We start from the raw sequence: 22,040 nt of genomic DNA, 5'->3' as shown, positions 1-22,040 counted from the left end.
CTTTTGGCGACGCAAAAGAAGGTGGGTGCGCCGCCGGGCGCACATCCCGGCCTCCGCCCTCAATCCAGGCACAGTGCAACCACTGCAACCAACTAACCAACCCAAGCAGAAGCACAAAACAAAAACGGCCCACCGAAGTGAGCCGTTCTTGTTGCTGGAAGCAGCGCCACCAGGGCAACGCTGATCCGGACAGGAAAAAGCCAAGAATTACTTCTTGCCCTTGCCCTTGCCCTTGGCATCCGCTGCAGGAGCGGCTTCCACAGGCGTCTCGACAACCACGACCGGGTTGGTCACGGAGACCAGCACGGGATTGTTCTGGCCACCGCGGATCACGGGGGTCACGCCCTTTGGCAGCTTGATGCTCTTGAGGTGCAGCGAAGCACCCTTTTCGAGCGTGGACAGGTCCACGGCGATGAACTCAGGCAGGTCCGAAGGCATGCAGGTCACGTCGAGTTCGTTCACGACGGGGTTCACCAGGCAGTTGTCGACCTTGACAGCCTTGGACTCTTCAGCGCCGCTGTAGTGCAGTGGCACCTTCATGTGCAGCTTGGTCTTGGCATCCACACGCTGGAAGTCGATGTGCAGCACGAGTTGCTTGTAGGGGTGGTATTGCACGTCACGCAGCAGAACCTTGCTGGTGGCGCCGGCCACTTCCATGTCCAGCACGCTGGAGTGGAAGGCTTCCTTCTTGAGGGCGTGCCACAGTGCGTTGTGGTCGATCTCGATCAGTTGGGGTTCGGCAGTACCGCCGTAGACGATGCCAGGCGTCTTGCCCGAATTGCGCAGACGGCGGCTCGCACCCGTACCTTGCTTGGCGCGCTCAAAAGCGACGAAGTTCATAACTAGCTCCTGAAAAGGACAGACCGCGACCAGTCTTGCCCTGTTTTAAAAAGGCCTGCTTTGACCCAGAGGGCAGGCAGGCCACATTGCGTTCCCGAACCAACGGACAAGCCTCCCGAAGGAGGCTTGATGTCAACCATCTTGCAAAGCCGAGGGCCTCTTGCGAGCCCCGGGGCATGTCAGAACAGGTTGTCCTGGTCCGAGAACAGACTCATCACCGACTCGCCCTTGGCAATGCGCTGGATCGTTTCGGCGATCAGCGGGGCCACGGAGAGCTGGCGGATTTTTGCGCATCCCTTGGCGTTGTCGTTCAAGGGAATCGTGTTGGTCACCACCACTTCATCAAGGGCCGAGCCCTTGGCGATGCGTTCGATGGCGGGACCCGAGAAAATGGGGTGCGTGCAGTAGGCGTACACCTTCTTGGCGCCACGCTCCTTGAGCACCTCGGCGGCCTTCACCAGCGTGCCGGCGGTGTCGATCATGTCATCCATGATCACGCAGTTGCGGCCTTCGATCTCGCCGATCACGTGCATGACTTCGGACACGTTGGCCTTGGGGCGGCGCTTGTCGATGATGGCCAGATCGCAGTTGAGCTGTTTGGCCAGCGCACGGGCGCGCACCACGCCGCCGACATCGGGCGAGACCACGATCAGGTCTTCGTAATTCTTCTGGCGCAGGTCGCCCAGCAGCACGGGCGATGCGTAGATGTTGTCCACCGGGATGTCGAAGAAACCCTGGATCTGGTCGGCATGCAGGTCCATGGTCAGCACGCGGGCCACACCCACGGCCTGCAGCATGTTGGCCACCACCTTGGCGGTGATGGGCACGCGCGACGAGCGGGGGCGGCGGTCCTGGCGGGCGTAGCCGAAGTAGGGTATCACGGCGCTGATGCGCTCTGCCGATGCACGCTTGAGCGCATCGACCATGATCAGCAGTTCCATCAGGTTTTCGTTGGTCGGGGCGCAGGTGGACTGCACCACGAACACATCGCGCGCACGCACGTTCTGCTTGATCTCGACGGTCACTTCACCGTCGGAGAACCGGCCCACATCGGCAGCGCCGAGGGTGGTCCCGAGGTGTTGGGCAATTTCAGCTGCCATGCCAGGATTGGCATTGCCGGTGAATACCATGAAGTCGGGTTGATTGCCTTGCATGAGCGTCCCAGCGGTCTGAAAAAAAAGCCCGTACTACGCGAGTAGATATTTGGCAGGGGAAGAAGGATTCGAACCTTCGCATGCCGGAATCAAAATCCGGTGCCTTAACCAGCTTGGCGACTCCCCTACACGGGTCAACTGCTGAAAGCAGCTAACCGAAATTCTCGTCTGATGCCCACCCTGCCAGAGGATGAACCATCAAATTGTCACATGCCTTAATCTGCCAGTCGCCGGGGGCGCCTTGAAGATCCATCGCATGTGGCATTTGTGCAAACACAGCACTTCCTGAGCCTGTCATCCTGGGTCGCATCCCGCGCTGCGAAAGCCACGAAAGGGCTTGCGTAACATCGGGGCACAGTGCCTCGGCAACTGGCTGCAGATCGTTTCGACCGAAGTCAAAGTGTGTTGCAGCAAAGCCTAAGATTGTAGCACAGCCAGAATCACGTTTCAAACTCGACGAAGAAAAAATTGCTTTTGTCTCCAATCCTGCTGCGGGCTTGACGACCGCGAAGCGTGCTTGCGGAAGTTGCTGTGCATTCTCAAGCGGCGTGATTGTCTCACCAATTCCTTCGACAAAAGCGTTCGTGCCGCATAAAAAAAACGGAACGTCTGCGCCAAGGGCCAGGCCGATCTTCTGCAGCGCCTGGCGCGACAGGTTCAGGCCCCACAGCCGGTTCAGGGCCAGCAGCGTGCTGGCTGCGTCCGACGAGCCCCCGCCCATGCCGGCCTGCGCGGGGATGCGCTTGGTGATGCCGATGTGCGCGCCCTCGGTGCAGCCCGTGGCCGCCTGCAGGGCGTGCGCTGCGCGCAGCACCAGGTCCATCTCGGGCAGGGCCGGGCCCAGGTCTTCGCGGCTCAGGGCGCCGCCTGCGCGGCGCTCGAAGTGCAGGGTGTCGCACCAGTCGATGAGCATGAACACCGACTGCAGCAGGTGGTAGCCATCGGCGCGCCGCCCTGTGATGTGCAGAAACAGATTGAGCTTGGCCGGAGCCGGTACGTCGTACAGCGCGTGCATGGAAAAAAGGGGGCAGGGCGCGGCTCAGCGGCTGAAGGCGATGCGCAGCGTGGCTTCGGGTGCGGGGTCGTGGCGCCGGGCCACCAGCCGGCCGCCGGCGCTGCCCGAGAGGTCGGCCTGCCAGCCGGTGGCGGTGGCCTGGTTGCCATTGAGCCACTCGAAGATGGCAGCAACCGGGATGGCCGTGCCGGTGGCCTGGCGCAGCAATTCGTCGAGCGAGGTGGACTCGCGGGTTTCCTGCCCGGTGGTGAGCTGCGCGCGCCCCGCGTCCCACTGCAGCCGCGCCAGCGTGTTGCCCAGCGGGCTGGTGAGCACCAGCTCGCCCTTGTCGGGATTGCCCTGCAGGTCGAACAGCGAGGAGAACGATTGCGATGCCTGGCCTTCCACCTGCAGCGACAGGCGGCCCGACCACGATGCGGTGCCGGACTCGGCCGCCCGGGGCGGCTGGGCGCAGCCTGTGAGCCACAGCGTGCAGGCCAGGGCCAGCCATGCCATCCATTGGCGCAGCGCAAAGGGGTTGCCATTGCCGGCAAGGAGCCGCATCAGGGCTTCGCCCCCAGGCGCTTCAAGGTGTCCTTGAGGCTGTCGTTTTCGGGGTTCAGGCGCAGGCCTTCGCGCCAGATGCCCAGGGCCTTGTCGCGCTCGCCCATGCTCCAGACCACTTCACCCAGGTGGGCGGCGATCTCGGCGTCGGGCCGGGACTTGAACGCGGTTTCGAGCAGGCTGCGCGCCTTGGCCTTGTTGCCCATGCGGAACTCCACCCAGCCTAGGCTGTCGGTGATGAAGGGGTCGCCCGGTGCCAGCTCCAGGGCCTTGGCGATCAATTGCCGGGCCTCGGGCAGGCGCTGGCCGCGCTCGGCCAGCGAATAGCCCAGCGCGTTGTAGGCGTGGTGGTAGTCCGGCTGGCGCGCAATGATCTGGCGCAGCAGTTTTTCCATGGTGTCGAACTGGCCGACCTTCTCGGCCAGCATGGCCTGGTCGTACAGCAGTTCGCCGTCTTCCGGGGCCAGGGCCACGAGCTCGGTCTGAACCTCGTAGGCTTCCTTGAACAGGCGCTGGTCGCGCAGCAGCTGTACTTCGGCCAGCAGCTTCATGCGCTTGTCGTCCTCGGTCACGCCGGGCAGGGCGCGCAGCAACGCGCGGGCCTCGGCGATCTTGCCTTGCTTGGCCAGCAGTGAGGCGCGGCGGCTTTGCGCGCTGAACAGCTCGCTCGAATTCTCGATGCGCGCCAGCCAGCCCTCGGCGCCCGCGAAATCGCCCTTCTTCTCGGCGATCTGCGCGTACAGGAGGTAGGCCTGGTTGAGGCTGCGCTGGCGTGCTTCCCTGTTGATGTCCGGGCCCTCGATGAGCGTCAGGAAGCGTTTGAGCGAGGTTTCGGACAGGTCCAGCCGGTTGTCCTGCAACTGCAGCGTGGCCAGCACCAGCCAGGGCTCGGGCAGGTCCGGCTTGGCGCGGGTCACGGCTTCGAGCTGGACCTTGGCCTCGGCGTACTTCTGCTGGCCGAGCAGTACGCGCGAGTAGGCCATCTGCATCTCAGGCGTGGCCTGCGGCTGGCTGGCGAAATAACGGGCCACCAGCGCTTCCCCTTCGGGCACGCTCTCTTCCTGCAGCTCCATGCCCAGCCGGGCGGGACCTTCGCTGGTGGGGTCCAGGTCCTGGGCGGCACGGGCGCTGGCCAGCGCGCCGGTCTTGTCGCCGGCAGCCAGGCGCACACGCCCGATGGCAATGTGCGCGGCTGCCGCATTGGCTGGCTTGGCCAGCTCGTCTGCCAGGGCCTGCTCGACCACCTTGGCGGCCAGTGGCTTGTCGCTGGCACGGGCGAACATCTGGGGCACGATGCCCAAGATGGCGGGTTTGGCCTGGACGGGGGCCTGGGCCAGTTCCTGGCGCAGCAGTTCCGGGGTTTCGCCGATGCGGTTCAGGGCGATCAGTATCTGCAGCACATAGCGGTTGGCCTCGCGCGAGTCCGGCTGGGCTTCGCGCCAGGCCTTGGCGGCTAACAGTGCGTGGTCGCCCGCGCGTGCCTGCAAGGCCATGTCGGAGGCCCGCTGGTAAAGCTGGGGGTTGTTGGTGCGCCGCGCCGCTTCCAGCATGAGGGCATAGCCTGTGCCTGCCTCGCCGGTGCGGGCATTGATCTCGCCCATGAGGATTTCATAGAACAATTCTGCGTCCAGCGCAGGGTTGCTGCTGGGGGCATCATCGGGCGCCGGCTCGGCCGCCTGTGGCGCCGCAACGCCGGGTTGCTGGGCAAGGCCTGCCGTGGTTACTGCTGCAAGAGCAAGTGTCAGGACGGCATACCGAAAGTAGTTTGAAGGCACCATCGACCCATAATAATCCATGCATGACAACCTGTTTGTGAGGGCTTTGGATGCCTGAGTTGCCCGAAGTGGAAGTAACGCGGCGCAGTTTTGCGCAGGCCATCGCTGGCGCCCAGGTCACCGCCGTGCGCATGGGCAAGCCGCTGCGCTGGCCGTTGGGGGGCGATGGCGGTGCCTTGGTCGGGCGCAGTGTCTCTGGCGTGCGCCGCCGGGGCAAGTACCTGCTGGTGGACCTGGATCAGGGGGTGCTGCTGGTGCACCTGGGCATGTCCGGCAGCCTTCGGTTTGCGCAGGGCCTGCCGCCGCCGGGGCCCCATGACCATTTCGACCTGGTCACCACCCAGGGCACCTTGCGCCTGCACGACCCCCGTCGCTTCGGCGCGGTGGTGCACGCAGCGGGCGAGGCCGACCCGGTGGCGGCCAAGCTGCTCGGCGGCCTCGGCATGGAGCCTCTGTCCGACGATTTCTCCCTGGATGCCTTCAGCCGCGGCATCAAGGCCAGCCGCGTGCCCATCAAGCAGATGCTGCTCGGGGGCAAGGTCGTGGTGGGGGTCGGCAACATCTATGCGTCGGAGGTACTGTTTCTGTCGGGTATTCGCCCGCAGACACCATCGGCACGCATTGGCCCGGCCAGAATGGGACGGCTGCATGCAGCCATACGGCAGGTGCTGGAGCGTGCCGTGGAGTTGGGCGGCAGCACGCTCAAGGATTTTTCCAACGCCGACGGCGCCTATGGCAGCTACCAGGCCCATGCCAACGTGTACGGGCGCGAGGGCGCGCCCTGCAAGGTCTGCGGCACGCCCATCAAGGCGCTTCGCCAGGGCCAGCGCAGCAGCTATTTCTGCCCACGCTGCCAGCGGGCATGACAGGGGCAGGCACCGTGCCGGCCGGTTGCCGCTTGTGCGTAAAAATGGCCCGGCCTGGCCGGGGTGGTACATAAGCACCATCCACAGCTATGGCTGGCGCGCAGTCGATGCTATATTTTGTTTGTTCAGAAACAGTCGTTATCGAACGCCGGGAGCAAAGTGGGACCTTCATTCAACGAGCAGTTTGACCAGCATGGCGCGTGGAGACGTGCGTTCGCTCAGCAGCTCAAGCAGCTGGCCGAGTGGATGTCCTCCCATGAGCTGATGGACGCGTCCGTCCAGGAGCGACTGCAGCGCCTGGAGAGTCAGGTCCGCACCGACAAGGTGATGGTTGCGTTCGTTGCCGAGTTCTCGCGCGGCAAATCCGAGCTGATCAACGCGATCTTCTTCGCCGACTATGGCCGGCGCATCATGCCCGCCAGCGCGGGGCGCACCACCATGTGCCCCACCGAGCTGGGCTACGACGCCGAGTTCGCCCCCAGCCTGCGCCTCTTGCCCATCGAGACACGCCTGCAGATGCACGGCCTGGCCGAATGGCGCATGCGGCCCGATCGCTGGCACGAGATCCCGCTGGATGTAAACGACGCCGACCAGATCGCCAAGGCCCTCGAAAAGGTGGCCGAAGTGCGCCGCGTGAGCCTGGACAACGCCCGCGCGCTGGGTTTCTGGCACGACGATCTGGTGGACGAGAACCCGATCCCCGATGCCAATGGCCTGGTCGAGGTGCCCATGTGGCGCCACGCCATCATCAACATTCCCCATCCGCTGCTCAAGCAGGGGCTGGTGATCCTGGACACCCCGGGCCTGAACGCTGTGGGGGCGGAGCCCGAGCTCACGGTGAACCTGATTCCCCAGGCCCATGCGGTGGTGTTCATCCTGAGCGCCGACACCGGGGTGACCCGCTCGGACCTGTCCATCTGGCGTGAGCACCTGGCCACCTCGGCCGAGAGCATGGACGCCCGCCTGGTCGTGCTCAACAAGATCGATACCCTGTGGGACACGCTCAACTCCGCCGAGCAGATCCAGGCGCAGATGGACCGCCAGCGCAGCACGGCCGCCGAGATGCTGGGCGTGGCGGTGGAGAAGGTGGTGCCCGTTTCCGCGCAGAAGGGCCTGGTCGCCAAGATCACCGCCGACGACCTGCTGCTGGAGACCAGTGGCCTGCCCGTGCTCGAAGAAGTGCTGGCCAAGGGCATCATGGGCCAGCGCCAGGCCATCCTGCGCGCAGCTGTGGCCACGGGCGTGGCCGGCCTGCGCGCCGAGACGGCGCGTGTCATCAACATCCGCCGGCGCGACCTGGACGACCAGATGGCCGAGCTGCGCAGCCTGCGCGGCAAGAATGCCTCGGTCATCGAATCCATGCGCCAGCGCATCGAGCAGGAGCAGCACGAGTTCGACCTCTCCGCCTCCAAGATCCAGGCCGTGCGCGCCGTGCACCTGAAGCTCTTGCGCGATGTGTTCCAGCAACTGGGCTCCAAGGCCCTCAAGGTGGAGCTGGCCGAGCTGGCGCAACTGCTGCAGCAAAAGGGCCTCAAGTTGGGCGTGAAGAAGATCTACGTGCAGACCTTCGACAAGCTGCGCGGCACGCTGGACAAGGCCCAGGCCTCGGGCACCGAGATCCAGGCCATGCTGGGTGGCACCTTCCGCCAGCTCAACGCCGAGTTCGGTTTCTCGCTGCAGGTGCCGCCGCCGCCGCAGCTGGAGCATTTTGCGCACGACCTGTCGCAGATCGAGCAAAGCCACCTGCAGTACCTGGGCCTGGGCAACTCGCTCAAGCTGGCCCAGCCCGAGTTTTCCGAGCGCCTGGTGCGTGCCCTGGCCATGCGCCTGCGCACCGTGTACGAGTCCGCCGCCAACGACCTGGAGCTGTGGAGCAAGTCCGCCACAGCGCAGCTCGACGCGCAACTGCGCGAGCGGCGCCGCAGCTTCGCCCGCCGCATGGAGGCGGTGGACCGCATCCAGCAGGCCGCCAGCGGCTTGGTGGAGCGCATCGCCGAGATCGAGCAGGGCGAGGGTGAACTCATCCAGCTGGAGCATCGCCTGCAGGAGTTGACCTCGCAGCTGATTGCGCCACCGGACGCCGAGCAGGCCGCCGCCGAAGAGTCCCCCGTGGACGTGGCCCTGCCGCTTTGATGCACGCGCGGGCGGGTGGGGTGGCGCAGCGCGTGGTGCGCTGGCAGGCGACGGCCGGGCGCAACCACCTGCCCTGGCAAAACACGCGCGACCCCTACCGGGTGTGGCTGTCCGAGATCATGCTGCAGCAGACCCAGGTAAGCACCGTGCTGGGTTACTACGCCCGCTTCCTGGAAAAATTCCCCGACGTACAGGCCCTGGCCGCTGCACCGCAGGACGAGGTCATGGGCCTGTGGAGCGGCCTCGGTTACTACAGCCGGGCGCGCAACCTGCATGCCTGCGCCCAGGCCGTGGTGGCGCTGCACGGCGGCGCCTTCCCGCGCACGGCCGAGGTGCTTGCCACCCTGCCGGGCATCGGCCGCTCGACGGCCGGGGCGATTGCCTCATTCTGCTTTGCCGAGCGCACGCCCATCCTCGATGCCAACGTGCGCCGTGTGCTCACGCGGGTGCTGGGCTTCGACGCCGACCTGGCCGTGGCCAGGAATGAGCGCCTGCTCTGGGACCAGGCCGAGGCGCTGCTGCCCGTGGACGACCTCGCCAACGCCATGCCGCGCTACACCCAGGGGCTGATGGACCTGGGTGCCTCGCTGTGCAGCCCGCGCGCGCCCGACTGCCCGCCCTGCCCGCTGCTGGACATCTGCGTGGCCGGCCAGGCCGGCGATGCCGAGCGCTACCCGGTGCGCACGCGCAAGCTCAAGCGCCGGGCCGAATCGTGGTGGCTGCTGGTGATGCGCGATGGCGAGGGCCGCGTGTGGCTGGAACGCCGGCCCGATTCGGGTATCTGGGCCGGGCTGTTCTGCCTGCCGGTGTTCGCCGACGAGGCGCACCTGCACGACCACCTGGCGCACCTGCCCGCGCCAGTGGCGCCGGGGCAGACCGAGGCGCTGGGCGGTTTCATGCACGTGCTGACGCACCGTGACCTGCATCTGCACCCCGTGGTGCTCACGGTGCCCGTGGCACGCGATGCGGCCGGGGAGGGCGGCTGGTTCAGCGCCAGCGAGTGGGAAGGGATGGGGCTGCCTGCGCCCATCCGCAAGCTGCTGGGCAATCTCTTCGGCGGCCTGCTGTAGGGCGCGCTCGCTCAGCGCCCGTCGAGTTCGCGGTGGCGTCGCAGGGTGGCCCAGCGCTTGCCAAAGGCCTCGGCCAGGCGCTCCACCAGGTACACCGAGCGGTGCTGCCCACCGGTGCAGCCGATTGCCACGGTGACATAGCTGCGGTGGTTGCGGTCCAGCATCTCCAGCCAGTGGGCCAGGAAGCCCTCGATGTGCCCCTGCATCAGCGACACGTCCGGCTGCGCGCGCAGGAAGTCGGCCACGGGGGCGTCCAGCCCGGTCTGGTCGCGCAGCTCGGGCTCGTAGTGCGGGTTGGGCAGCATGCGCACGTCGAACACGTAGTCCGCATCCACCGGTATGCCACGCTTGAAGGCGAACGACTGGAACACCAGGGTCAGCTGCCCTGGCGCCGTCGCCATCAGCGTCTTTACGTAACTTTGCAGTTGCGAGGAGCGGATGGCGCTGGTGTCGATGACGTGCGCCTCCTCGCGCAGGTCGGCCAGCAGCTCACGCTCAAGCTCGATGATCTGCACCAGCGCGCGCCGGCCCTGCTTGAGGGTGTCCGGAGTCAGCTCGTCGTGCGACAGCGGGTGGCGCCGGCGCGTTTCGGAAAAACGCCGCACCAGCGTGTCGATGGTTGCATCGAGGAACAGCGAGTGCACCACCACGCCCTGCTTGCGCAGCCGGTCGAGCTCCAGCGGCACCAGCGGCAGGGAGGTGGCGCTGCGCACGTCCATCGCGATGGCAACCCGGTTGCCGTGGTGGCGGTGCTCCAGCGCCACGAAGGCCGGCAGCAGCTCGGGCGGCAGGTTGTCCACGCAGTAGTAGCCCGCATCCTCCAGGGCATGCAGTGCCACCGACTTGCCGGAGCCGGACATGCCCGTGATCAGCACAATCTCAAGCGCCATCGGTTGCCTTTTTCGTGTTCTTCCTCTTGGGGCTGCGGGCGGGCGGCGCAACTGGCGCCGGTGGTGGAGCGACATCGAGCATCTCGCGCGCATGGGCCACGGTGGCCTTGCTGGAATCGTCGCCGCCCAGCATGCGGGCCACTTCGGAGATGCGGTCCTTGCCCTGCACGGCCACGACCTCGCTGGCCGTGCCCTTGGCGCCGCTGCGCTTGGATACCACCAGGTGGTGGTCGGCGCGCGCGGCCACCTTGGGCAGGTGGGTCACGGTGAGCACCTGGCGGTCGCGCCCCAGTTGCTGCATGAGCCGGCCCACGGTGTCGGCCACGGCCCCGCCCACGCCCGAGTCCACCTCGTCGAAGATCAGCGTAGGCGCCTCGCCCAGTGCGCTGGTGGTGACCGAGATCGCCAGCGAGATGCGCGACAGTTCACCGCCCGAGGCCACCTTGCCGATGGGCCTGGGGCTTGCGCCCGGGTGGCCCGCCACGAGGAAGGCCACATCGTCCGTGCCATGGGCGGCAGGCTCGGCCAGCTTGCCCAGGGCCACCTCGAACTGGCCGCCGGCCATGCCCAGGCCCTGCATGGCCTGGGTGATGGCGGCCGACAGCCGCGGCGCGCCTTTGGCCCGCGCCAGCGACAAGGCGCGCGCCGCGGCCTGGTAGGCCCGGGCACTGGCGGCCTCGGCCTTTTCCAGCGCCACCAGGTCGGCGGCGGCGTCGAGTTGTTGCAGCTCGGCCTTCCAGCCGTGCAGCAATGCGGGCAGCTCCACTGGGCTGCGCTTGTAGCGCCGCGAGAGCGTCATCCACAGCGACAGGCGCGCATCCACGGCGGCCAGGCGCTCGGGGTCCAGGTCGTTGTGGCGCAGGTAGGCGTGCAGCGAATGCACCACATCGCCGGCCTGCGCCACGGCGGAGTTGAGGATATCGGCGGCGCTGGCGAATTTGGCTTCGAGGTGCTCGTGGTCCTGCAGCAGGTCCTGGGCGCGCGAGAGTCCGTCCAGCGCGCCGCCGCCCTCCGCATCGCCACCCGACAGGGCAGCGATGGCGGCGTTGGCCGCTTCCATCAATGCCGAGGCGTTGGACAGGCGCTTGTGCTGCGCGTCGAGTTCGGGCCATTCGTCATCGCCCGGGGCCAGCTTGTCGACCTCGGCGATCTGCCACTGCAGGCGCTCGCGCTCCTGCTGCAGGGTGGCCTGGGCGGCGCGGGCCTGGGCCAGTGCCTTCTGGTCGGCCCGCCACTGGTTCCAGCGCGCAAGCGTCGCCCGGTCGCTGGTGCCCGAGTAGGCGTCGAGCAGGCCGCGCACCGATTCGGGCCGCGTCAGGCTCTGCCAGGCATGTTGGCCGTGGATGTCGAGCAGCAGCTCGCCGAGCGCGCGCAGTTGCGTAGCGGTGGCGGGCGTGCCGTTGATCCAGCCGCGGCTCTTGCCCTGCGTGTCCACGGTGCGGCGCAGCAGCAGCAGTTCCTCGCCCTCCAGCCCGGCTTCTTCGAGCCAGGGCCTGGCGGCGGGCGGGGTGTCGAATTCGGCACACACGTCGGTGCGGGGGCAGCCTTCGCGCACCAGCGCGGCATCGGCCCGGGCGCCGAGCACCAGTTGCACGGCGTCGATGAGGATGGACTTGCCGGCCCCTGTCTCGCCGGTGAGCACGGTGAAACCACTCTGCAGGTCCAGCTCCAGCGCCTGGACGATGACGAAATCACGCAGCGTGATGCGCCTCAGGGCCATGGTCAGGAGCCCCCTTCGTTCCAGCGCAGCTTCTTGCGCAGGGTGGCAAAGTAGTTCCAGCCCAGCGGGTGCAGAAAGCGCACGCAGTGCTCGGAGCGCTGCACCAGGATGCGGTCGCCGTGCAGCAGCGAGGCCAGTGACTGCATGTCGAAATTGGCGCTCACGTCGCGGCCGCTGACCACCTCGACGGCGATCTCGGTGGCATCCGACAGCACGATGGGCCGGTTGGACAAGGTGTGCGGTGCGATGGGTACCAGCACCCAGCCGGGGATGGACGGGTGCAGCATGGGGCCACCGGCCGACAGTGCGTAGGCCGTGGAGCCCGTGGGCGAGGCGATGATCAGGCCATCGGCCCGCTGGTTGGCTACGAAGCGGCCGCCCACTTCCACGCGCAGCTCCACCATGCCCGAGGTGGCGCCGCGGTTCACCACCACGTCGTTCATGGCCAGCGCCTCGAAGACCACCTGGCCGTCGCGCACCACGCGGGCGTGCATCAGCGGGCGCAGGTCTTCTTCGTACTCGCCCTGCAGCATCGGGGGCAGGGTGGCCTGGTAGGTGTCTAATGGGATATCGGTGATGAAGCCCAGGCGCCCCTGGTTGATGCCGATCAGCGGCGTCCTGTGGCGCGCCAACTGCCTGCCGATGCCCAGCATGGTGCCGTCGCCGCCGACCACCAGGCCCAGATCGCAGCGGGCACCGATGGTGTCCACGTCCATGGCGGGGTAGCCGGACAGGCCGGTGTTGGCAGCGGTCTCGGCCTCCAGCGCCACCTCGCAGCCCTGCCCCGTGAGGAACTGCGCAATGTCCTGCAGGGCCTGGCGCGAACTGTCGGTCATGGAGGAGGCGCCTGTGCCCGATGCCTGCTGGTACTTGCCGATGAGCGCTACATGGCGGAAATTGGAGGTCATCGTCAAATTACATCATTGTTGTAAGAACACGGGGCCTGGGCGGGGCCTTGCGTGCTCCACCATTGGCCGGGAAGGCACCATACGAACGGCCCAGGCCGGACAGGGTGTTTAATGCGAGGAGCCTGTCGGACTTGGAAATCGTCGGCTGCAAATCGGCCGCAGCGGTCCATTTTCCACCGTCTTTTTGCCCCATAGCTTGGCTATGGGGCTGCAAATCCGGCAAAAACTGCCCTCGCTGAGGCCGATTTTCGCTTTCGACGCTCCAAGTCCGACAGGCTCCTAGTGCATCCCATGCGGACTGCTCCGTACAACGATAGACGAAACCCGACAGGGAATCACCCACTTCCCTCATTAAAATCGACCGCATGCTCGATGACCGCGCCAAGTTGTTGCTCAAAGCGCTCGTGGAGCGCTACATAGCCGATGGGCAGCCCGTCGGCTCGCGCACGCTCTCGCGCGCCTCCGGCATGGACCTGTCGCCGGCGACCATCCGCAACGTGATGGCCGACCTCGAAGAGCTGGGCCTGATCGCCAGCCCGCACACCTCAGCGGGGCGCATTCCCACGGCCAAGGGCTACCGCCTGTTCGTGGACACCATGTTGACCGTGCAGCGTGACCCTTTGATTTCACCCCCGCTGGCGCCTGAGCAGCCGCAGAAGGTGATCGCCAACGCCGCCAACCTGCTGTCCAACCTGTCGCAGTTCGTGGGTGTAGTGATGGCGCCACGGCGCACCTCGGTGTTCCGGCACATCGAATTCCTAAGGCTGTCGGAGCGGCGCTTCCTGGTGATCATCGTCTCGCCCGAGGGCGATGTGCAGAACCGCGTGATCTTCACCGACATCGACCACTCCCAGTCGCAGTTGATCGAGGCCGCCAATTTCCTCAACGCCAACTACGCCGGCCTGGCCATGGAGCAGGTGCGCGAGCGCCTCAAATCCGAGGTCGACGCGCTGCGCGGCGAGATCGGCACGCTGATGCAGGCCGCCGTCAACGTGGGCTCCGAAGGCGAGGCGCAGGATGAGGTGGTCATCTCCGGGGAGCGCAACCTGCTGTCGGTCAGCGATTTTTCCAGCGACATGGGCAACCTGCGCCGCGCCTTCGACCTGTTCGAGCAGAAGACGCAGATCCTGCGCCTGATGGATTTTTCCAGCCAGGCCGAGGGCGTGCGCATCTACATCGGTGGCGAAAGCCAGGTCGTGCCCTTCGAGGAACTCTCCATCGTGAGCTCTCCCTACGAGGTGGATGGCAAGGTGGTCGGCACGCTCGGCGTGATCGGCCCCACGCGCATGCCCTACGACCGCATGATCCAGATCGTGGACATCACCTCCAAGCTGGTGTCCAACGCCCTCAGCCACCGCCGCTGAGCGCCTGGATACCCCCTACAATACCGCGTGCCCCATCTTCGGTCAGGTACACGGGGCGTTAGCTCAGTTGGTTAGAGCAGAGGACTCATAATCCTTTGGTCGCGGGTTCAAGTCCCTCACGCCCTACCATATCCCGTTTAGGTTTTCTGCTATTGTTTTCGGAGCGTTTTGTTCCGCAAAACAGGGGCTGTTCCGCAAAACCTGTTTCGACGGCTTCACGTGCCGCCTTGCCTTGTGACGGATGCCGTCGGCCGCCATGGCCGCTGTGGTAAGCCCAACATGGCCTGTGCGGGCTTCGTTCCGGTGTCGCCATCGGCCCCGGCGGCCACCTTGGCGTGGGAAACCCTCATCTGATGTCGGCCTTGCCCTTTTCCATGGCCTGCGCTGGCAAACTATGTCTTGTAGGACTTTGCGCCGATCGGGTGTCCGCATGTAACTTGTGCTCCACGTCACTGCGACGACACCAAGTCATCGATACATTCAAGGACACGCGATGTCACGCTTCTTGCAAGCCTTGGACTGGCCAGGGCGCTGGGGCGTCGCTGCCTGTGCCAGCAGGAGGGTTGGGTCGTCCTGGTCTGCGAGGGGGTGGGTGTGCCGAATGGAGCCTGCCGACACTGCTCAGCCATTTTTATTTTTGGAGTCCATTCGATGCGGTATCTAATTGTTTTGTTTTTAGCTGCAGTGACCACGTTTGCCCAGGCTGCAAACTTCGTTTCGATGCACCAGTCTGCACACAGAATTGCCCTGTCTCTGTCGTCCGGCAGCAGCGGCTATACCTTCGACACCAAGGTCGGCTTCAAGGAGCAATACGCTCCTACCGGCGTGACGGGCTGCGCCATCGGTTTTGGCACGGGCGGCTGCGCTTTCCCTGGCGGTGGCTCCCTCTCCCTGCCTGAATTCACTGGCTTCCAGATGCAGAACCAGGAATTCAAGATCTTCATTCCTGCAGGCACCCGTTCGTTTCTATTCTCGGGCTATGCGGCCCAAGGCACCCAGTCGGCCTTCGTGCTGCGCTACGGCAAGGAGCCGACCCGAGTCGCCGCCCTGAGCGGTAGTGAGTACCAGGCGGCACAGACCGGCGAGCGCATCGACTCCTCGTTCACACGCCTGGTCAATGAAGACGTCGATCATTTCGTCGTGCACGACGGTGGCGGCACCCTGCGCTTCGTGGGCGGCCAGCTCGATGCCAACCGCAGCAGCACCGACCAGGGCAAATGGCTCTACGTGCGCCAGCTGAGCGGCTCCGCGCTCTACGACTACCAGGGTGCCCTGGACGTCGACATGCCCAAGTACGCGGCCGGCTACGCCAAGATCTCCTGGACCACCAGCGCCTTTCCAGACCCCGTTGACGCCGCAAGCCCTGGCGGTGGTGGTGGTACCACCAATCCACCGGTTACCGGCACGACGGTCACCACCTCGGTGCTCTCCACCACCGGCCAGCCCCTCAGGCTGGACATCACGATGACCCAGTCGGCCACTGAGGTCGCTGCCAATCCGCAGATCAGCACCTGGGTTGCTGCACGCATTCCCGCCAACGGCCTTTTCTACACGACGGATGTCTGGTTCTTCCGCAAGGTCGATGGCTGGGCCCAACTGGTGTTGCCGTTCCCTGAGACGGTGGCTTACTCGAGTCTGGGCACCAACGCCACGAGCTTGAAATTCACGCCCTCGCTGGACCTGACGGACACGGACCTGCGCGCCTTCAATGTCGAGGTGTATTTCGGCTACAAGACCAGCACCGGCGCTTTTGTGAGCAAGGGCAAGATCTGGCCCCAGTAAATCGGTCGGCGCAGGCGCGCCGCTCACCTGGTTATGCAAAGGCCCTTCGGGGCCTTTTTGCATGGGACTGCCGAGCAGGGGAGCAGGGCGGCAACGCTCAGTGCAGGCCTGCTGCGTCGCACCGGTGCAAGCGCGGCACTGCAGCAGGGCGCGGCGCAGACCCATGCGGGGCAGCAGGCCAATAAATTTGGCGTTTTTGCCTGAAGGCACCTCCGGGGTGAACTACAATACAGGCAGCAGACGAGTTCTGTGAAAGCCTTCGGATCTTTCTGGTGGCGAACACAGAAAGCAGTGATTTTTTGAAATGTTGAAAAATCCATGCTATAATTTGAAGCTTAGCGGCTGTAGCTCAGTTGGATAGAGTACTTGGCTACGAACCAAGGGGTCGTGGGTTCAATTCCTGCCAGCCGCACCAACAGGTAAGCCCTGATATCGCAAGGTATCAGGGCTTTTTCCTTGGTGGGTCCTGCTCTCATGCCGCATCTGGCCAGATGCCGCCGGGGGGCCTTGGAGGGGCCTCGCTCTTTTCGCACGCACCTCACGCCGTCTTCCTACACGTCACCCGCTCCGGCCGGCGCACCCTGTGGGGCAGAGTTCACTGCAAAGAACTCCGCCTCCCACAGCCATGCCCGCCCACGCCGTCACCTGCCAGTTCCAGCGCGATCCTGGATCCGAGCGCCTCGCCTCCACACCGGTGGAGGCGGATGCGGAAGCTGTACTCTTCAGTTGGACAGACCAGGAGGGCCGGGGCTACGAAGTGTTGCTGCGCGGCGGTGACCGGCTGGTGGCCACGCTCCGGTTCGATGCGCAGGAGCGCGATGTCGCCACCGAGGAACTGCACCTGCAATGCCGGGCACTGGGACTGGTGTGGGAGACAGTGACTTCCGCGTCGGGTGAAGGTGTGTCGGTATCCGAAGAGATGTCCCCCCGGGGAGCTGACCACCATGGCCACTGATCCCAAGGACCGTCCGCAGCACCGCGCGCCCGAGCACCTGCCCAGGCCATTCGTCAGTGCACCGCATCCTTCCCCGCCCCGGCAGCAACGCGGCACGGTGCCATCGCCAGACGGGGCCGGGGCTTTTGCGGGCGAAGTGGAGAACGAAGCCGACGACCCCGTGGGCAAGCCCCCCAGGACCTGAGGGACGCCAAGGCGCGCGGCGGTCCACGCCGCGGCACGGGTAACATGCCGCCATGAGCAAGGCTTTCACCAAGGAATCCGACACGCAGGCCGATGACGACGAAGGGCCTGCGCTGCCCCCCATTCCGGCCGGGTCGCGCAACTACATGACGCCTGCAGGCTATGCCCGTCTGCGCGGCGAACTGCTGGACCTGATCGACAACGAGCGCCCGAAGATCGTCGAGGTGGTGCACTGGGCGGCCAGCAACGGCGACCGCTCGGAAAATGGCGACTACCTCTACGGCAAGAAGCGCCTGCGCGAGATCGACCGGCGCATCCGCTTTCTCACCAAGCGGCTGGAGGTGGCCGAGGTGGTGGACCCACTGGTCCATGCCGGCAGCGACCAGGTGTTCTTCGGCGCCACCGTGACCTATGTGGACCAGGAAGACGCCAAGAGCACCATCACCATCATGGGCATCGACGAGGCTGACAGCGGCCAGGGCCAGGTGAGCTGGGTCTCGCCCGTGGCGCGCGCTCTGCTCAAGAGCCGGGTGGGTGACGAGGTGCCTTTGCCCACGCCGGGCGGCGTGCGTTCGCTAGAGGTGCTGGAGGTGCGCTACGAGCGGCACGATCCGCCACCGCTGCAGGGAACCTCGACCCCCTGACCGCTGTGCCAGCGGCGCTCAGGCCGCTGGGGTAATGCGGCTGGCGCGGATGACCGCCGGGGTGCGCCGCAGGTTGCGCAGGGCCGCTTCGATATGGGCCTGGTCGCGCACGGCGACGATGAAGCGCAGGTCGGTGGTGTCCAGCGCCACTTCGTCGTCCATGTCCACGTGGGTGATGTCTGCCTCGGCACTGGCCAGGTCGGCGGCCACGCGGGCCAGTACACCCTTGCTGTTGGTGATGGTGACGACGATGCCGGTCTCGAACATGCGCACGGGCTCGTCCGCCCAGTCCACGGCGATGAAGCGCTCGCTGTCCTTGTGCTGCAGTCGCTTGGCCACCGCGCAGTGGGTGTTGTGCACCACCAGGCCCTCGCCCCGGCCCAGGTAGCCGACGATGGCGTCGCCCGGCACGGGGCGGCAGCAATGGGCGTACTGAACCGATGCGTTCTCGCTGCCGTCCAGGGTGACGGCGCCCTGCGACAGCCGCTCATGCGAGGTGTAGCGCTCGCGGCTGAGCAGCAGCGCGTCGGGCCGGTGGCCGTGCTCGCTCATCAGCACCATGAGCCGCTTGGCCACGATGCTGGCGATGCGCTTGCCCAGGCCCAGGTCGGTCATGAGCTCGCTGCGCGTGCGGTTGCCCGTGAAGCGCAGCAGCTTGTCCCACATGGGCTGGGTTTCGGCATTCACTGGGGGCAACTGCTCCAGGCCTTCGGAGCGGATGGCCTGGGTCAGCAGCTTCTCGCCCAGGCCCTCGGACTCGGCATGCGCCAGGGTCTTGAGGTAGTGGCGGATCTTGGAGCGCGCGCGCCCCGTGCGCACAAAGCCCAGCCACGCCGGGTTGGGGGTGGAGATGGGGGCGGTGATGATCTCCACCACGTCGCCGTTCTTGAGCTCGGTGCGCAGCGGCACCTGCTCGTTGTTGATCTTGGCGGCCGTGGTGCGGTCGCCCACGTTGCTGTGGATGGCGTAGGCAAAATCCACCACCGTCGCCCCCCGGGGCAGGGCCATGATCTGGCTCTTGGGGGTGAACACGTAGACCGCGTCGGGGAACAGGTCCACCTTCACGTGGTCCCAGAACTCGGCGGCGTCGCGCGTCTCGTTCTGGATGTCGAGCAGCGACTGCAGCCACTTGGTGCCCAGGCGCTCGGCCGAGGTGCCGTCGCCGTCCTGCGCCTTGTACAGCCAGTGCGCGGCCACGCCGGCCTCGGCGATGACATGCATCTCGTCGGTGCGCATCTGGAACTCGATGTTCACGCCCGAAGGGCCCACCAGCGTGGTGTGCAGCGACTGGTAGCCATTGAGCTTGGCAATCGCGATGTGGTCCTTGAACTTGCCTGGCACCGGCTTGTACATCTGGTGCAGCACGCCAAGGGCCGTGTAGCAGTCGGTCACCGTGGGCACGATGACGCGAAATCCGTACATATCCGTCACTTGGGCAAAGCTCAGGTGCTTCTGGTCCATCTTCTGGTAGATGGCGTAGAGCGTTTTTTCGCGGCCGGCCAGGCGCACCTGCATGCCGATGCGCGAAAAGGCGGCGTCCACCTCGGCTTGCACTTTCTGCACCAGGTCGCGGCGGCGGTTGCGCGATTTGTTCACCGCCTTGGCCAGCGTGGCATAGCGCCAGGGGTGCAGGTGGCGGAACGACAGGTCCTGCAGTTCGCGGTAGGTCTGGTTCAGCCCCAGGCGGTGGGCGATGGGGGCGTAGATCTCCAGCGTTTCCGACGAGATGCGGCCCCACTTGCTGCGCGGCATGTCCGACAGCGTGCGCATGTTGTGCGTGCGGTCGGCCAGCTTGATGAGGATGACGCGCACGTCGCGCGCCATGGCCAGCAGCATCTTGCGAAACGACTCGGCCTGGTTTTCTTCGCGGGTGTTGAACTGCAGCTTGTCGAGCTTGGTCAGTCCATCGACCAGCTCGGCCACCGGCGCGCCAAAGCGCTCGATCAGGTCCACCTTGGTGACGCCGCAGTCTTCCATGGCGTCGTGCAGCAGCGCCGCCATCAGGGCCTGGGCGTCGAGCTTCCAGGTGGCGCACTGGGCGGCCACCGCGATGGGGTGGGTGATGTAGGGCTCGCCGCTGTTGCGCAGCTGGCCCAGGTGGGCCTCGTCGGCGAAGCGGTAGGCCTGGCGCACCTGTTCGATGCTATGAGCGTCCAGATAGTCGAGGTTATCGGTGAGCGCGGCAAAGCTGGCGGCCGCGGCGTTGGCCGCTGCCGCAGATGCACTGACTGGCGCGTGGGTGTCGCCAGGCCGGGCATGCGCTGCTGCCGAAGGAGTGTTGAACACCGCGTTCATGCCTTAAATGTAGCGCGGGTGCGCAATACGGGTCGCCGAGGAAAAAAAAAGCACCGCATGAAAGCGGTGCTCTCGGGGGCCGGTGCCCGGAGAAAGATTCAACCAGGAACCTTCTTGAGCATTTCCAGGCCGACCTTGCCTTCGGCGATCTCGCGCAGGGCGGTCACGGCGGGCTTGTTGCGGCTTTCGATGCGCGGGGCATGGCCCTGGCTCAGCATGCGGGCGCGGTAGGTGGCGGCCAGCACGAGCTGGAAGCGGTTGGGGATCTTTTCCAGACAGTCTTCTACGGTGATGCGTGCCATCGGTGGGTACTCCGGGGATTCAGGTGATATTGAGCGACTGGAAGGTGTCAGCACGTGCGCGTCGCTGGGCGGCGTACTTCAGGCGCTGGGCGTGCACGACGGCTTTCAGGTCGAAAAGCGCGCGCTCAAACAACTCATTGATTATAACGAAGTCGAATTTGCTGACCTGTGCCATCTCGGTAGCCGCGTTCCTGAGGCGGACTTCGATGACATCCGGAGAGTCCTCGCCGCGGCGTTCCAGGCGCGAGCGCAGCTCTTCCCAGCTCGGCGGCAGGATGAAGACCAGGAGCGCATTGGCAAACGCCTCCTTGATCTGCAGTGCGCCCTGGAAATCGATTTCCAGGATCACGTCCGAGCCCTGGGCAATGCGCTCCTCGATGGCCTTCTTGGAGGTGCCATAGCGGTTGCCGTGCACATGCGCCCATTCCACGAAGGCATTGCCCTCGACCATGGCGTCGAACTCGGACTGCGAGGCGAAATAATAGTCGCGGCCGTGCTTTTCCTGGCCGCGCGGTGCCCGCGTGGTGTGCGAGATGGACAGGTGGACGTGCGAGTCCAGCTCCAGCAGAGCCTTGACGAGGCTGGATTTGCCGGCGCCGCTGGGGGCTGCCACTACGATGAGATTTCCTGGATAGTCCATTGGTGATGTGCGCCAGGCGCTATCAAAACATGAGTCTTATTCAATATTTTGCACTTGCTCGCGCATCTGCTCGATCAGGACCTTCATGTCCACGCTGATGCGGGTCAGGTCCAGGGCGGCCGATTTGGAGCCCAGGGTATTGGCCTCGCGGTGCAGTTCCTGGATCAGGAAATCGAGGCGCTTGCCGACTTCGCCGCCCTTCTTGAGCAGGCGCTCAATCTCCTCCAGGTGGGAGTCGAGGCGGGTGATCTCCTCAGCCACGTCGATGCGGATGGCGAAGGCGGTGGCCTCGGTCAGGGCGCGGTCGCGGGCGGCCTCGGGCAGGGTGGCGCCATCGGTCAGGGCCATGGCTTCCTTCCAGCGCTCCATGAAGCGCTGGCGCTGCTGCTCCACCAGCAAGGGCACCATGGGCACGGCCTGCTCGGCCAGGGCGCGCAGCTGCTTCAAGCGGTCGAGCAGCATGGCGGCCAGGCGCTTGCCCTCGCGCTCGCGGGCCGACATCAGCGCGGTCAGGGCCTCTTCGGCGAGAGCGGGCACGGCCTCGCTCCAGTCCTCGTTGCCCGAATGGGCGTTGGCGCACAGGCGCAGCGCATCGGCCACGCTCAGGGGCGCGGCGTTGGGCAGCCAGGACTTGACAGAGTCCTGCAGGGAATTGAGGCGCTGCAGCAGGCGGGCAGGGGGGTCCTGCAGGGTGTTGCTGTCTTCGTTCTCCAGCGCGGCGCGCACTTCCACCTTGCCGCGTTTCAAGCGCGCGGTCAGCAGGGCGCGCAGGGCGGGCTCCATGGCGCGCAATTCGTCGGGCAGCCGGAACGACAGGTCCAGGAAGCGGCTGTTGACCGAGCGGATCTCCAGCCCCAGGCGGCGCGCCTGGGTGGCGCGGCCCTCGGTTTCAGCGCCAGCGGCGGATGTGCCGTGCTGCGCGCTGGCGTATCCGGTCATGCTGTAAACTGGCATTGGACTT

General features: G+C 65.8%; 20 protein-coding genes and 3 tRNA genes. 10 read left to right on the top strand and 13 right to left on the bottom strand.

Annotated features, from left to right (window positions below):
* Positions 1-207: 207 nt before the first annotated feature.
* The 6 genes from ASE31_RS26535 to ASE31_RS26510 all read right to left on the bottom strand — a co-directional run bounded on the left by ASE31_RS26535 (position 208) and on the right by ASE31_RS26510 (position 5,348).
* Positions 208-840, bottom strand: coding sequence for a 50S ribosomal protein L25/general stress protein Ctc (locus ASE31_RS26535; RefSeq protein WP_057205494.1), 633 nt, complete (start codon positions 838-840; stop codon positions 208-210).
* Between the two features lie 179 nt (positions 841-1,019).
* Positions 1,020-1,994, bottom strand: coding sequence for a ribose-phosphate pyrophosphokinase (locus ASE31_RS26530; RefSeq protein WP_057205491.1), 975 nt, complete (start codon positions 1,992-1,994; stop codon positions 1,020-1,022).
* Between the two features lie 50 nt (positions 1,995-2,044).
* Positions 2,045-2,121 (bottom strand) — tRNA-Gln (locus ASE31_RS26525).
* A 24-nt stretch (positions 2,122-2,145) separates the two neighbouring features.
* Positions 2,146-3,009 carry a 4-(cytidine 5'-diphospho)-2-C-methyl-D-erythritol kinase gene (gene ispE, locus ASE31_RS26520; protein WP_057205488.1) on the bottom strand — a complete coding sequence of 288 codons (864 nt, stop codon included), beginning with the start codon at positions 3,007-3,009 and terminating at the stop codon, positions 2,146-2,148.
* A 24-nt stretch (positions 3,010-3,033) separates the two neighbouring features.
* Positions 3,034-3,552: a lipoprotein insertase outer membrane protein LolB gene (locus ASE31_RS26515; RefSeq protein WP_057205485.1), complete on the bottom strand. Its 519-nt coding sequence runs from the start codon at positions 3,550-3,552 to the stop codon at positions 3,034-3,036.
* Positions 3,552-5,348 carry a tetratricopeptide repeat protein gene (locus ASE31_RS26510; protein ID WP_057205483.1) on the bottom strand — a complete coding sequence of 599 codons (1,797 nt, stop codon included), beginning with the start codon at positions 5,346-5,348 and terminating at the stop codon, positions 3,552-3,554. The genes ASE31_RS26515 and ASE31_RS26510 overlap by 1 nt, the downstream gene beginning before the upstream one ends.
* Before the next feature lie 29 nt (positions 5,349-5,377).
* Between ASE31_RS26510 and mutM the strand changes: the two genes are divergently transcribed.
* The 3 genes from mutM to mutY all read left to right on the top strand — a co-directional run bounded on the left by mutM (position 5,378) and on the right by mutY (position 9,396).
* Complete coding sequence (gene mutM / locus ASE31_RS26505; protein WP_057205480.1) at positions 5,378-6,193, top strand: bifunctional DNA-formamidopyrimidine glycosylase/DNA-(apurinic or apyrimidinic site) lyase; 816 nt, start codon at positions 5,378-5,380, stop codon at positions 6,191-6,193.
* A gap of 159 nt (positions 6,194-6,352) precedes the next feature.
* Positions 6,353-8,326, top strand: coding sequence for a dynamin family protein (locus ASE31_RS26500; protein WP_057205478.1), 1,974 nt, complete (start codon positions 6,353-6,355; stop codon positions 8,324-8,326).
* On the top strand, positions 8,326-9,396 hold the full coding sequence (mutY, locus tag ASE31_RS26495; RefSeq protein WP_057205476.1) for an A/G-specific adenine glycosylase: 1,071 nt from the start codon (positions 8,326-8,328) through the stop codon (positions 9,394-9,396). Before ASE31_RS26500 ends, mutY begins: the two co-directional genes overlap by 1 nt.
* A gap of 11 nt (positions 9,397-9,407) precedes the next feature.
* Here the strand turns inward: mutY and rapZ are convergent, their stop codons facing one another.
* From rapZ to ASE31_RS26480, 3 genes are read right to left on the bottom strand one after another with little or no spacing between them, the layout of a single operon-like run.
* Complete coding sequence (gene rapZ, locus ASE31_RS26490; RefSeq protein ID WP_057205475.1) at positions 9,408-10,286, bottom strand: RNase adapter RapZ; 879 nt, start codon at positions 10,284-10,286, stop codon at positions 9,408-9,410.
* On the bottom strand, positions 10,276-12,006 hold the full coding sequence (gene recN, locus ASE31_RS26485) for a DNA repair protein RecN (RefSeq protein WP_057205473.1): 1,731 nt from the start codon (positions 12,004-12,006) through the stop codon (positions 10,276-10,278). Before recN ends, rapZ begins: the two co-directional genes overlap by 11 nt.
* A gap of 2 nt (positions 12,007-12,008) precedes the next feature.
* Positions 12,009-12,914 carry an NAD kinase gene (locus tag ASE31_RS26480; RefSeq protein ID WP_057205471.1) on the bottom strand — a complete coding sequence of 302 codons (906 nt, stop codon included), beginning with the start codon at positions 12,912-12,914 and terminating at the stop codon, positions 12,009-12,011.
* Between the two features lie 365 nt (positions 12,915-13,279).
* Here ASE31_RS26480 and hrcA point away from each other — a divergent pair, with 365 nt between their 5' ends.
* The 7 genes from hrcA (at position 13,280) to greB (ending at position 17,842) form a co-directional block, all read left to right on the top strand.
* A complete protein-coding gene (gene hrcA / locus ASE31_RS26475; protein WP_007855554.1) occupies positions 13,280-14,278 on the top strand; it encodes a heat-inducible transcriptional repressor HrcA in 999 nt (332 codons plus the stop codon).
* Between the two features lie 52 nt (positions 14,279-14,330).
* Positions 14,331-14,407 (top strand) — tRNA-Ile (locus tag ASE31_RS26470).
* 591 nt (positions 14,408-14,998) lie between these two features.
* Positions 14,999-16,060, top strand: a complete 1,062-nt coding sequence (locus tag ASE31_RS26465) for a hypothetical protein (protein WP_057205470.1) — start codon at positions 14,999-15,001, stop codon at positions 16,058-16,060.
* 338 nt (positions 16,061-16,398) lie between these two features.
* A tRNA-Arg gene (locus tag ASE31_RS26460) sits at positions 16,399-16,475 on the top strand.
* Positions 16,476-16,685: 210 nt separating this feature from the next.
* Complete coding sequence (locus ASE31_RS26455) at positions 16,686-17,015, top strand: hypothetical protein (protein ID WP_057205468.1); 330 nt, start codon at positions 16,686-16,688, stop codon at positions 17,013-17,015.
* On the top strand, positions 17,005-17,199 hold the full coding sequence (locus tag ASE31_RS31940; protein WP_157412673.1) for a hypothetical protein: 195 nt from the start codon (positions 17,005-17,007) through the stop codon (positions 17,197-17,199). The genes ASE31_RS26455 and ASE31_RS31940 overlap by 11 nt, the downstream gene beginning before the upstream one ends.
* A 52-nt stretch (positions 17,200-17,251) precedes the next feature.
* A complete protein-coding gene (gene greB, locus ASE31_RS26450) occupies positions 17,252-17,842 on the top strand; it encodes a transcription elongation factor GreB (RefSeq protein WP_057205465.1) in 591 nt (196 codons plus the stop codon).
* A gap of 18 nt (positions 17,843-17,860) precedes the next feature.
* Here greB and ASE31_RS26445 read toward each other — a convergent pair whose 3' ends face one another.
* The 4 genes from ASE31_RS26445 to ASE31_RS26430 all read right to left on the bottom strand — a co-directional run bounded on the left by ASE31_RS26445 (position 17,861) and on the right by ASE31_RS26430 (position 22,033).
* Positions 17,861-20,137 carry a bifunctional (p)ppGpp synthetase/guanosine-3',5'-bis(diphosphate) 3'-pyrophosphohydrolase gene (locus ASE31_RS26445; RefSeq protein ID WP_057205462.1) on the bottom strand — a complete coding sequence of 759 codons (2,277 nt, stop codon included), beginning with the start codon at positions 20,135-20,137 and terminating at the stop codon, positions 17,861-17,863.
* A 98-nt stretch (positions 20,138-20,235) separates the two neighbouring features.
* Positions 20,236-20,439, bottom strand: a complete 204-nt coding sequence (gene rpoZ / locus ASE31_RS26440; RefSeq protein WP_005794722.1) for a DNA-directed RNA polymerase subunit omega — start codon at positions 20,437-20,439, stop codon at positions 20,236-20,238.
* A gap of 19 nt (positions 20,440-20,458) precedes the next feature.
* Positions 20,459-21,079, bottom strand: coding sequence for a guanylate kinase (gmk, locus tag ASE31_RS26435; protein ID WP_057205460.1), 621 nt, complete (start codon positions 21,077-21,079; stop codon positions 20,459-20,461).
* A 36-nt stretch (positions 21,080-21,115) separates the two neighbouring features.
* A complete protein-coding gene (locus tag ASE31_RS26430; RefSeq protein ID WP_082604384.1) occupies positions 21,116-22,033 on the bottom strand; it encodes a YicC/YloC family endoribonuclease in 918 nt (305 codons plus the stop codon).
* Between the last annotated feature and the right edge of the window lie 7 nt (positions 22,034-22,040).

This window comes from Acidovorax sp. Root217, assembly GCF_001428645.1.
In the GTDB taxonomy this organism is placed as follows: domain Bacteria; phylum Pseudomonadota; class Gammaproteobacteria; order Burkholderiales; family Burkholderiaceae_C; genus Acidovorax.
The sequence above is the reverse complement of the archived record's forward strand: the minus strand, read 5'-3'. Positions and strand labels throughout refer to the sequence as shown.

Excerpts from the sequence above, each read along its gene's own strand:
- hrcA (WP_007855554.1), top strand. The coding sequence starts at position 13,280 with ATGCTCGATGACCGCGCCAAGTTGTTGCTCAAAGCGCTCGTGGAGCGC.
- ASE31_RS26455 (WP_057205468.1), top strand. The coding sequence starts at position 16,686 with ATGCCCGCCCACGCCGTCACCTGCCAGTTCCAGCGCGATCCTGGATCC.
- recN (WP_057205473.1), bottom strand. The coding sequence starts at position 12,006 with ATGGCCCTGAGGCGCATCACGCTGCGTGATTTCGTCATCGTCCAGGCG.
- ispE (WP_057205488.1), bottom strand. The coding sequence starts at position 3,009 with ATGCACGCGCTGTACGACGTACCGGCTCCGGCCAAGCTCAATCTGTTT.
- mutM (WP_057205480.1), top strand. The coding sequence starts at position 5,378 with ATGCCTGAGTTGCCCGAAGTGGAAGTAACGCGGCGCAGTTTTGCGCAG.
- ASE31_RS26445 (WP_057205462.1), bottom strand. The coding sequence starts at position 20,137 with ATGAACGCGGTGTTCAACACTCCTTCGGCAGCAGCGCATGCCCGGCCT.
- gmk (WP_057205460.1), bottom strand. The coding sequence starts at position 21,079 with ATGGACTATCCAGGAAATCTCATCGTAGTGGCAGCCCCCAGCGGCGCC.
- ASE31_RS26510 (WP_057205483.1), bottom strand. The coding sequence starts at position 5,348 with ATGGATTATTATGGGTCGATGGTGCCTTCAAACTACTTTCGGTATGCC.
- rpoZ (WP_005794722.1), bottom strand. The coding sequence starts at position 20,439 with ATGGCACGCATCACCGTAGAAGACTGTCTGGAAAAGATCCCCAACCGC.
- ASE31_RS26480 (WP_057205471.1), bottom strand. The coding sequence starts at position 12,914 with ATGACCTCCAATTTCCGCCATGTAGCGCTCATCGGCAAGTACCAGCAG.
- ASE31_RS26465 (WP_057205470.1), top strand. The coding sequence starts at position 14,999 with ATGCACCAGTCTGCACACAGAATTGCCCTGTCTCTGTCGTCCGGCAGC.
- greB (WP_057205465.1), top strand. The coding sequence starts at position 17,252 with ATGAGCAAGGCTTTCACCAAGGAATCCGACACGCAGGCCGATGACGAC.
- ASE31_RS26430 (WP_082604384.1), bottom strand. The coding sequence starts at position 22,033 with ATGCCAGTTTACAGCATGACCGGATACGCCAGCGCGCAGCACGGCACA.
- ASE31_RS26530 (WP_057205491.1), bottom strand. The coding sequence starts at position 1,994 with ATGCAAGGCAATCAACCCGACTTCATGGTATTCACCGGCAATGCCAAT.
- mutY (WP_057205476.1), top strand. The coding sequence starts at position 8,326 with ATGCACGCGCGGGCGGGTGGGGTGGCGCAGCGCGTGGTGCGCTGGCAG.
- ASE31_RS26515 (WP_057205485.1), bottom strand. The coding sequence starts at position 3,552 with ATGCGGCTCCTTGCCGGCAATGGCAACCCCTTTGCGCTGCGCCAATGG.
- ASE31_RS26535 (WP_057205494.1), bottom strand. The coding sequence starts at position 840 with ATGAACTTCGTCGCTTTTGAGCGCGCCAAGCAAGGTACGGGTGCGAGC.
- ASE31_RS31940 (WP_157412673.1), top strand. The coding sequence starts at position 17,005 with ATGGCCACTGATCCCAAGGACCGTCCGCAGCACCGCGCGCCCGAGCAC.
- rapZ (WP_057205475.1), bottom strand. The coding sequence starts at position 10,286 with ATGGCGCTTGAGATTGTGCTGATCACGGGCATGTCCGGCTCCGGCAAG.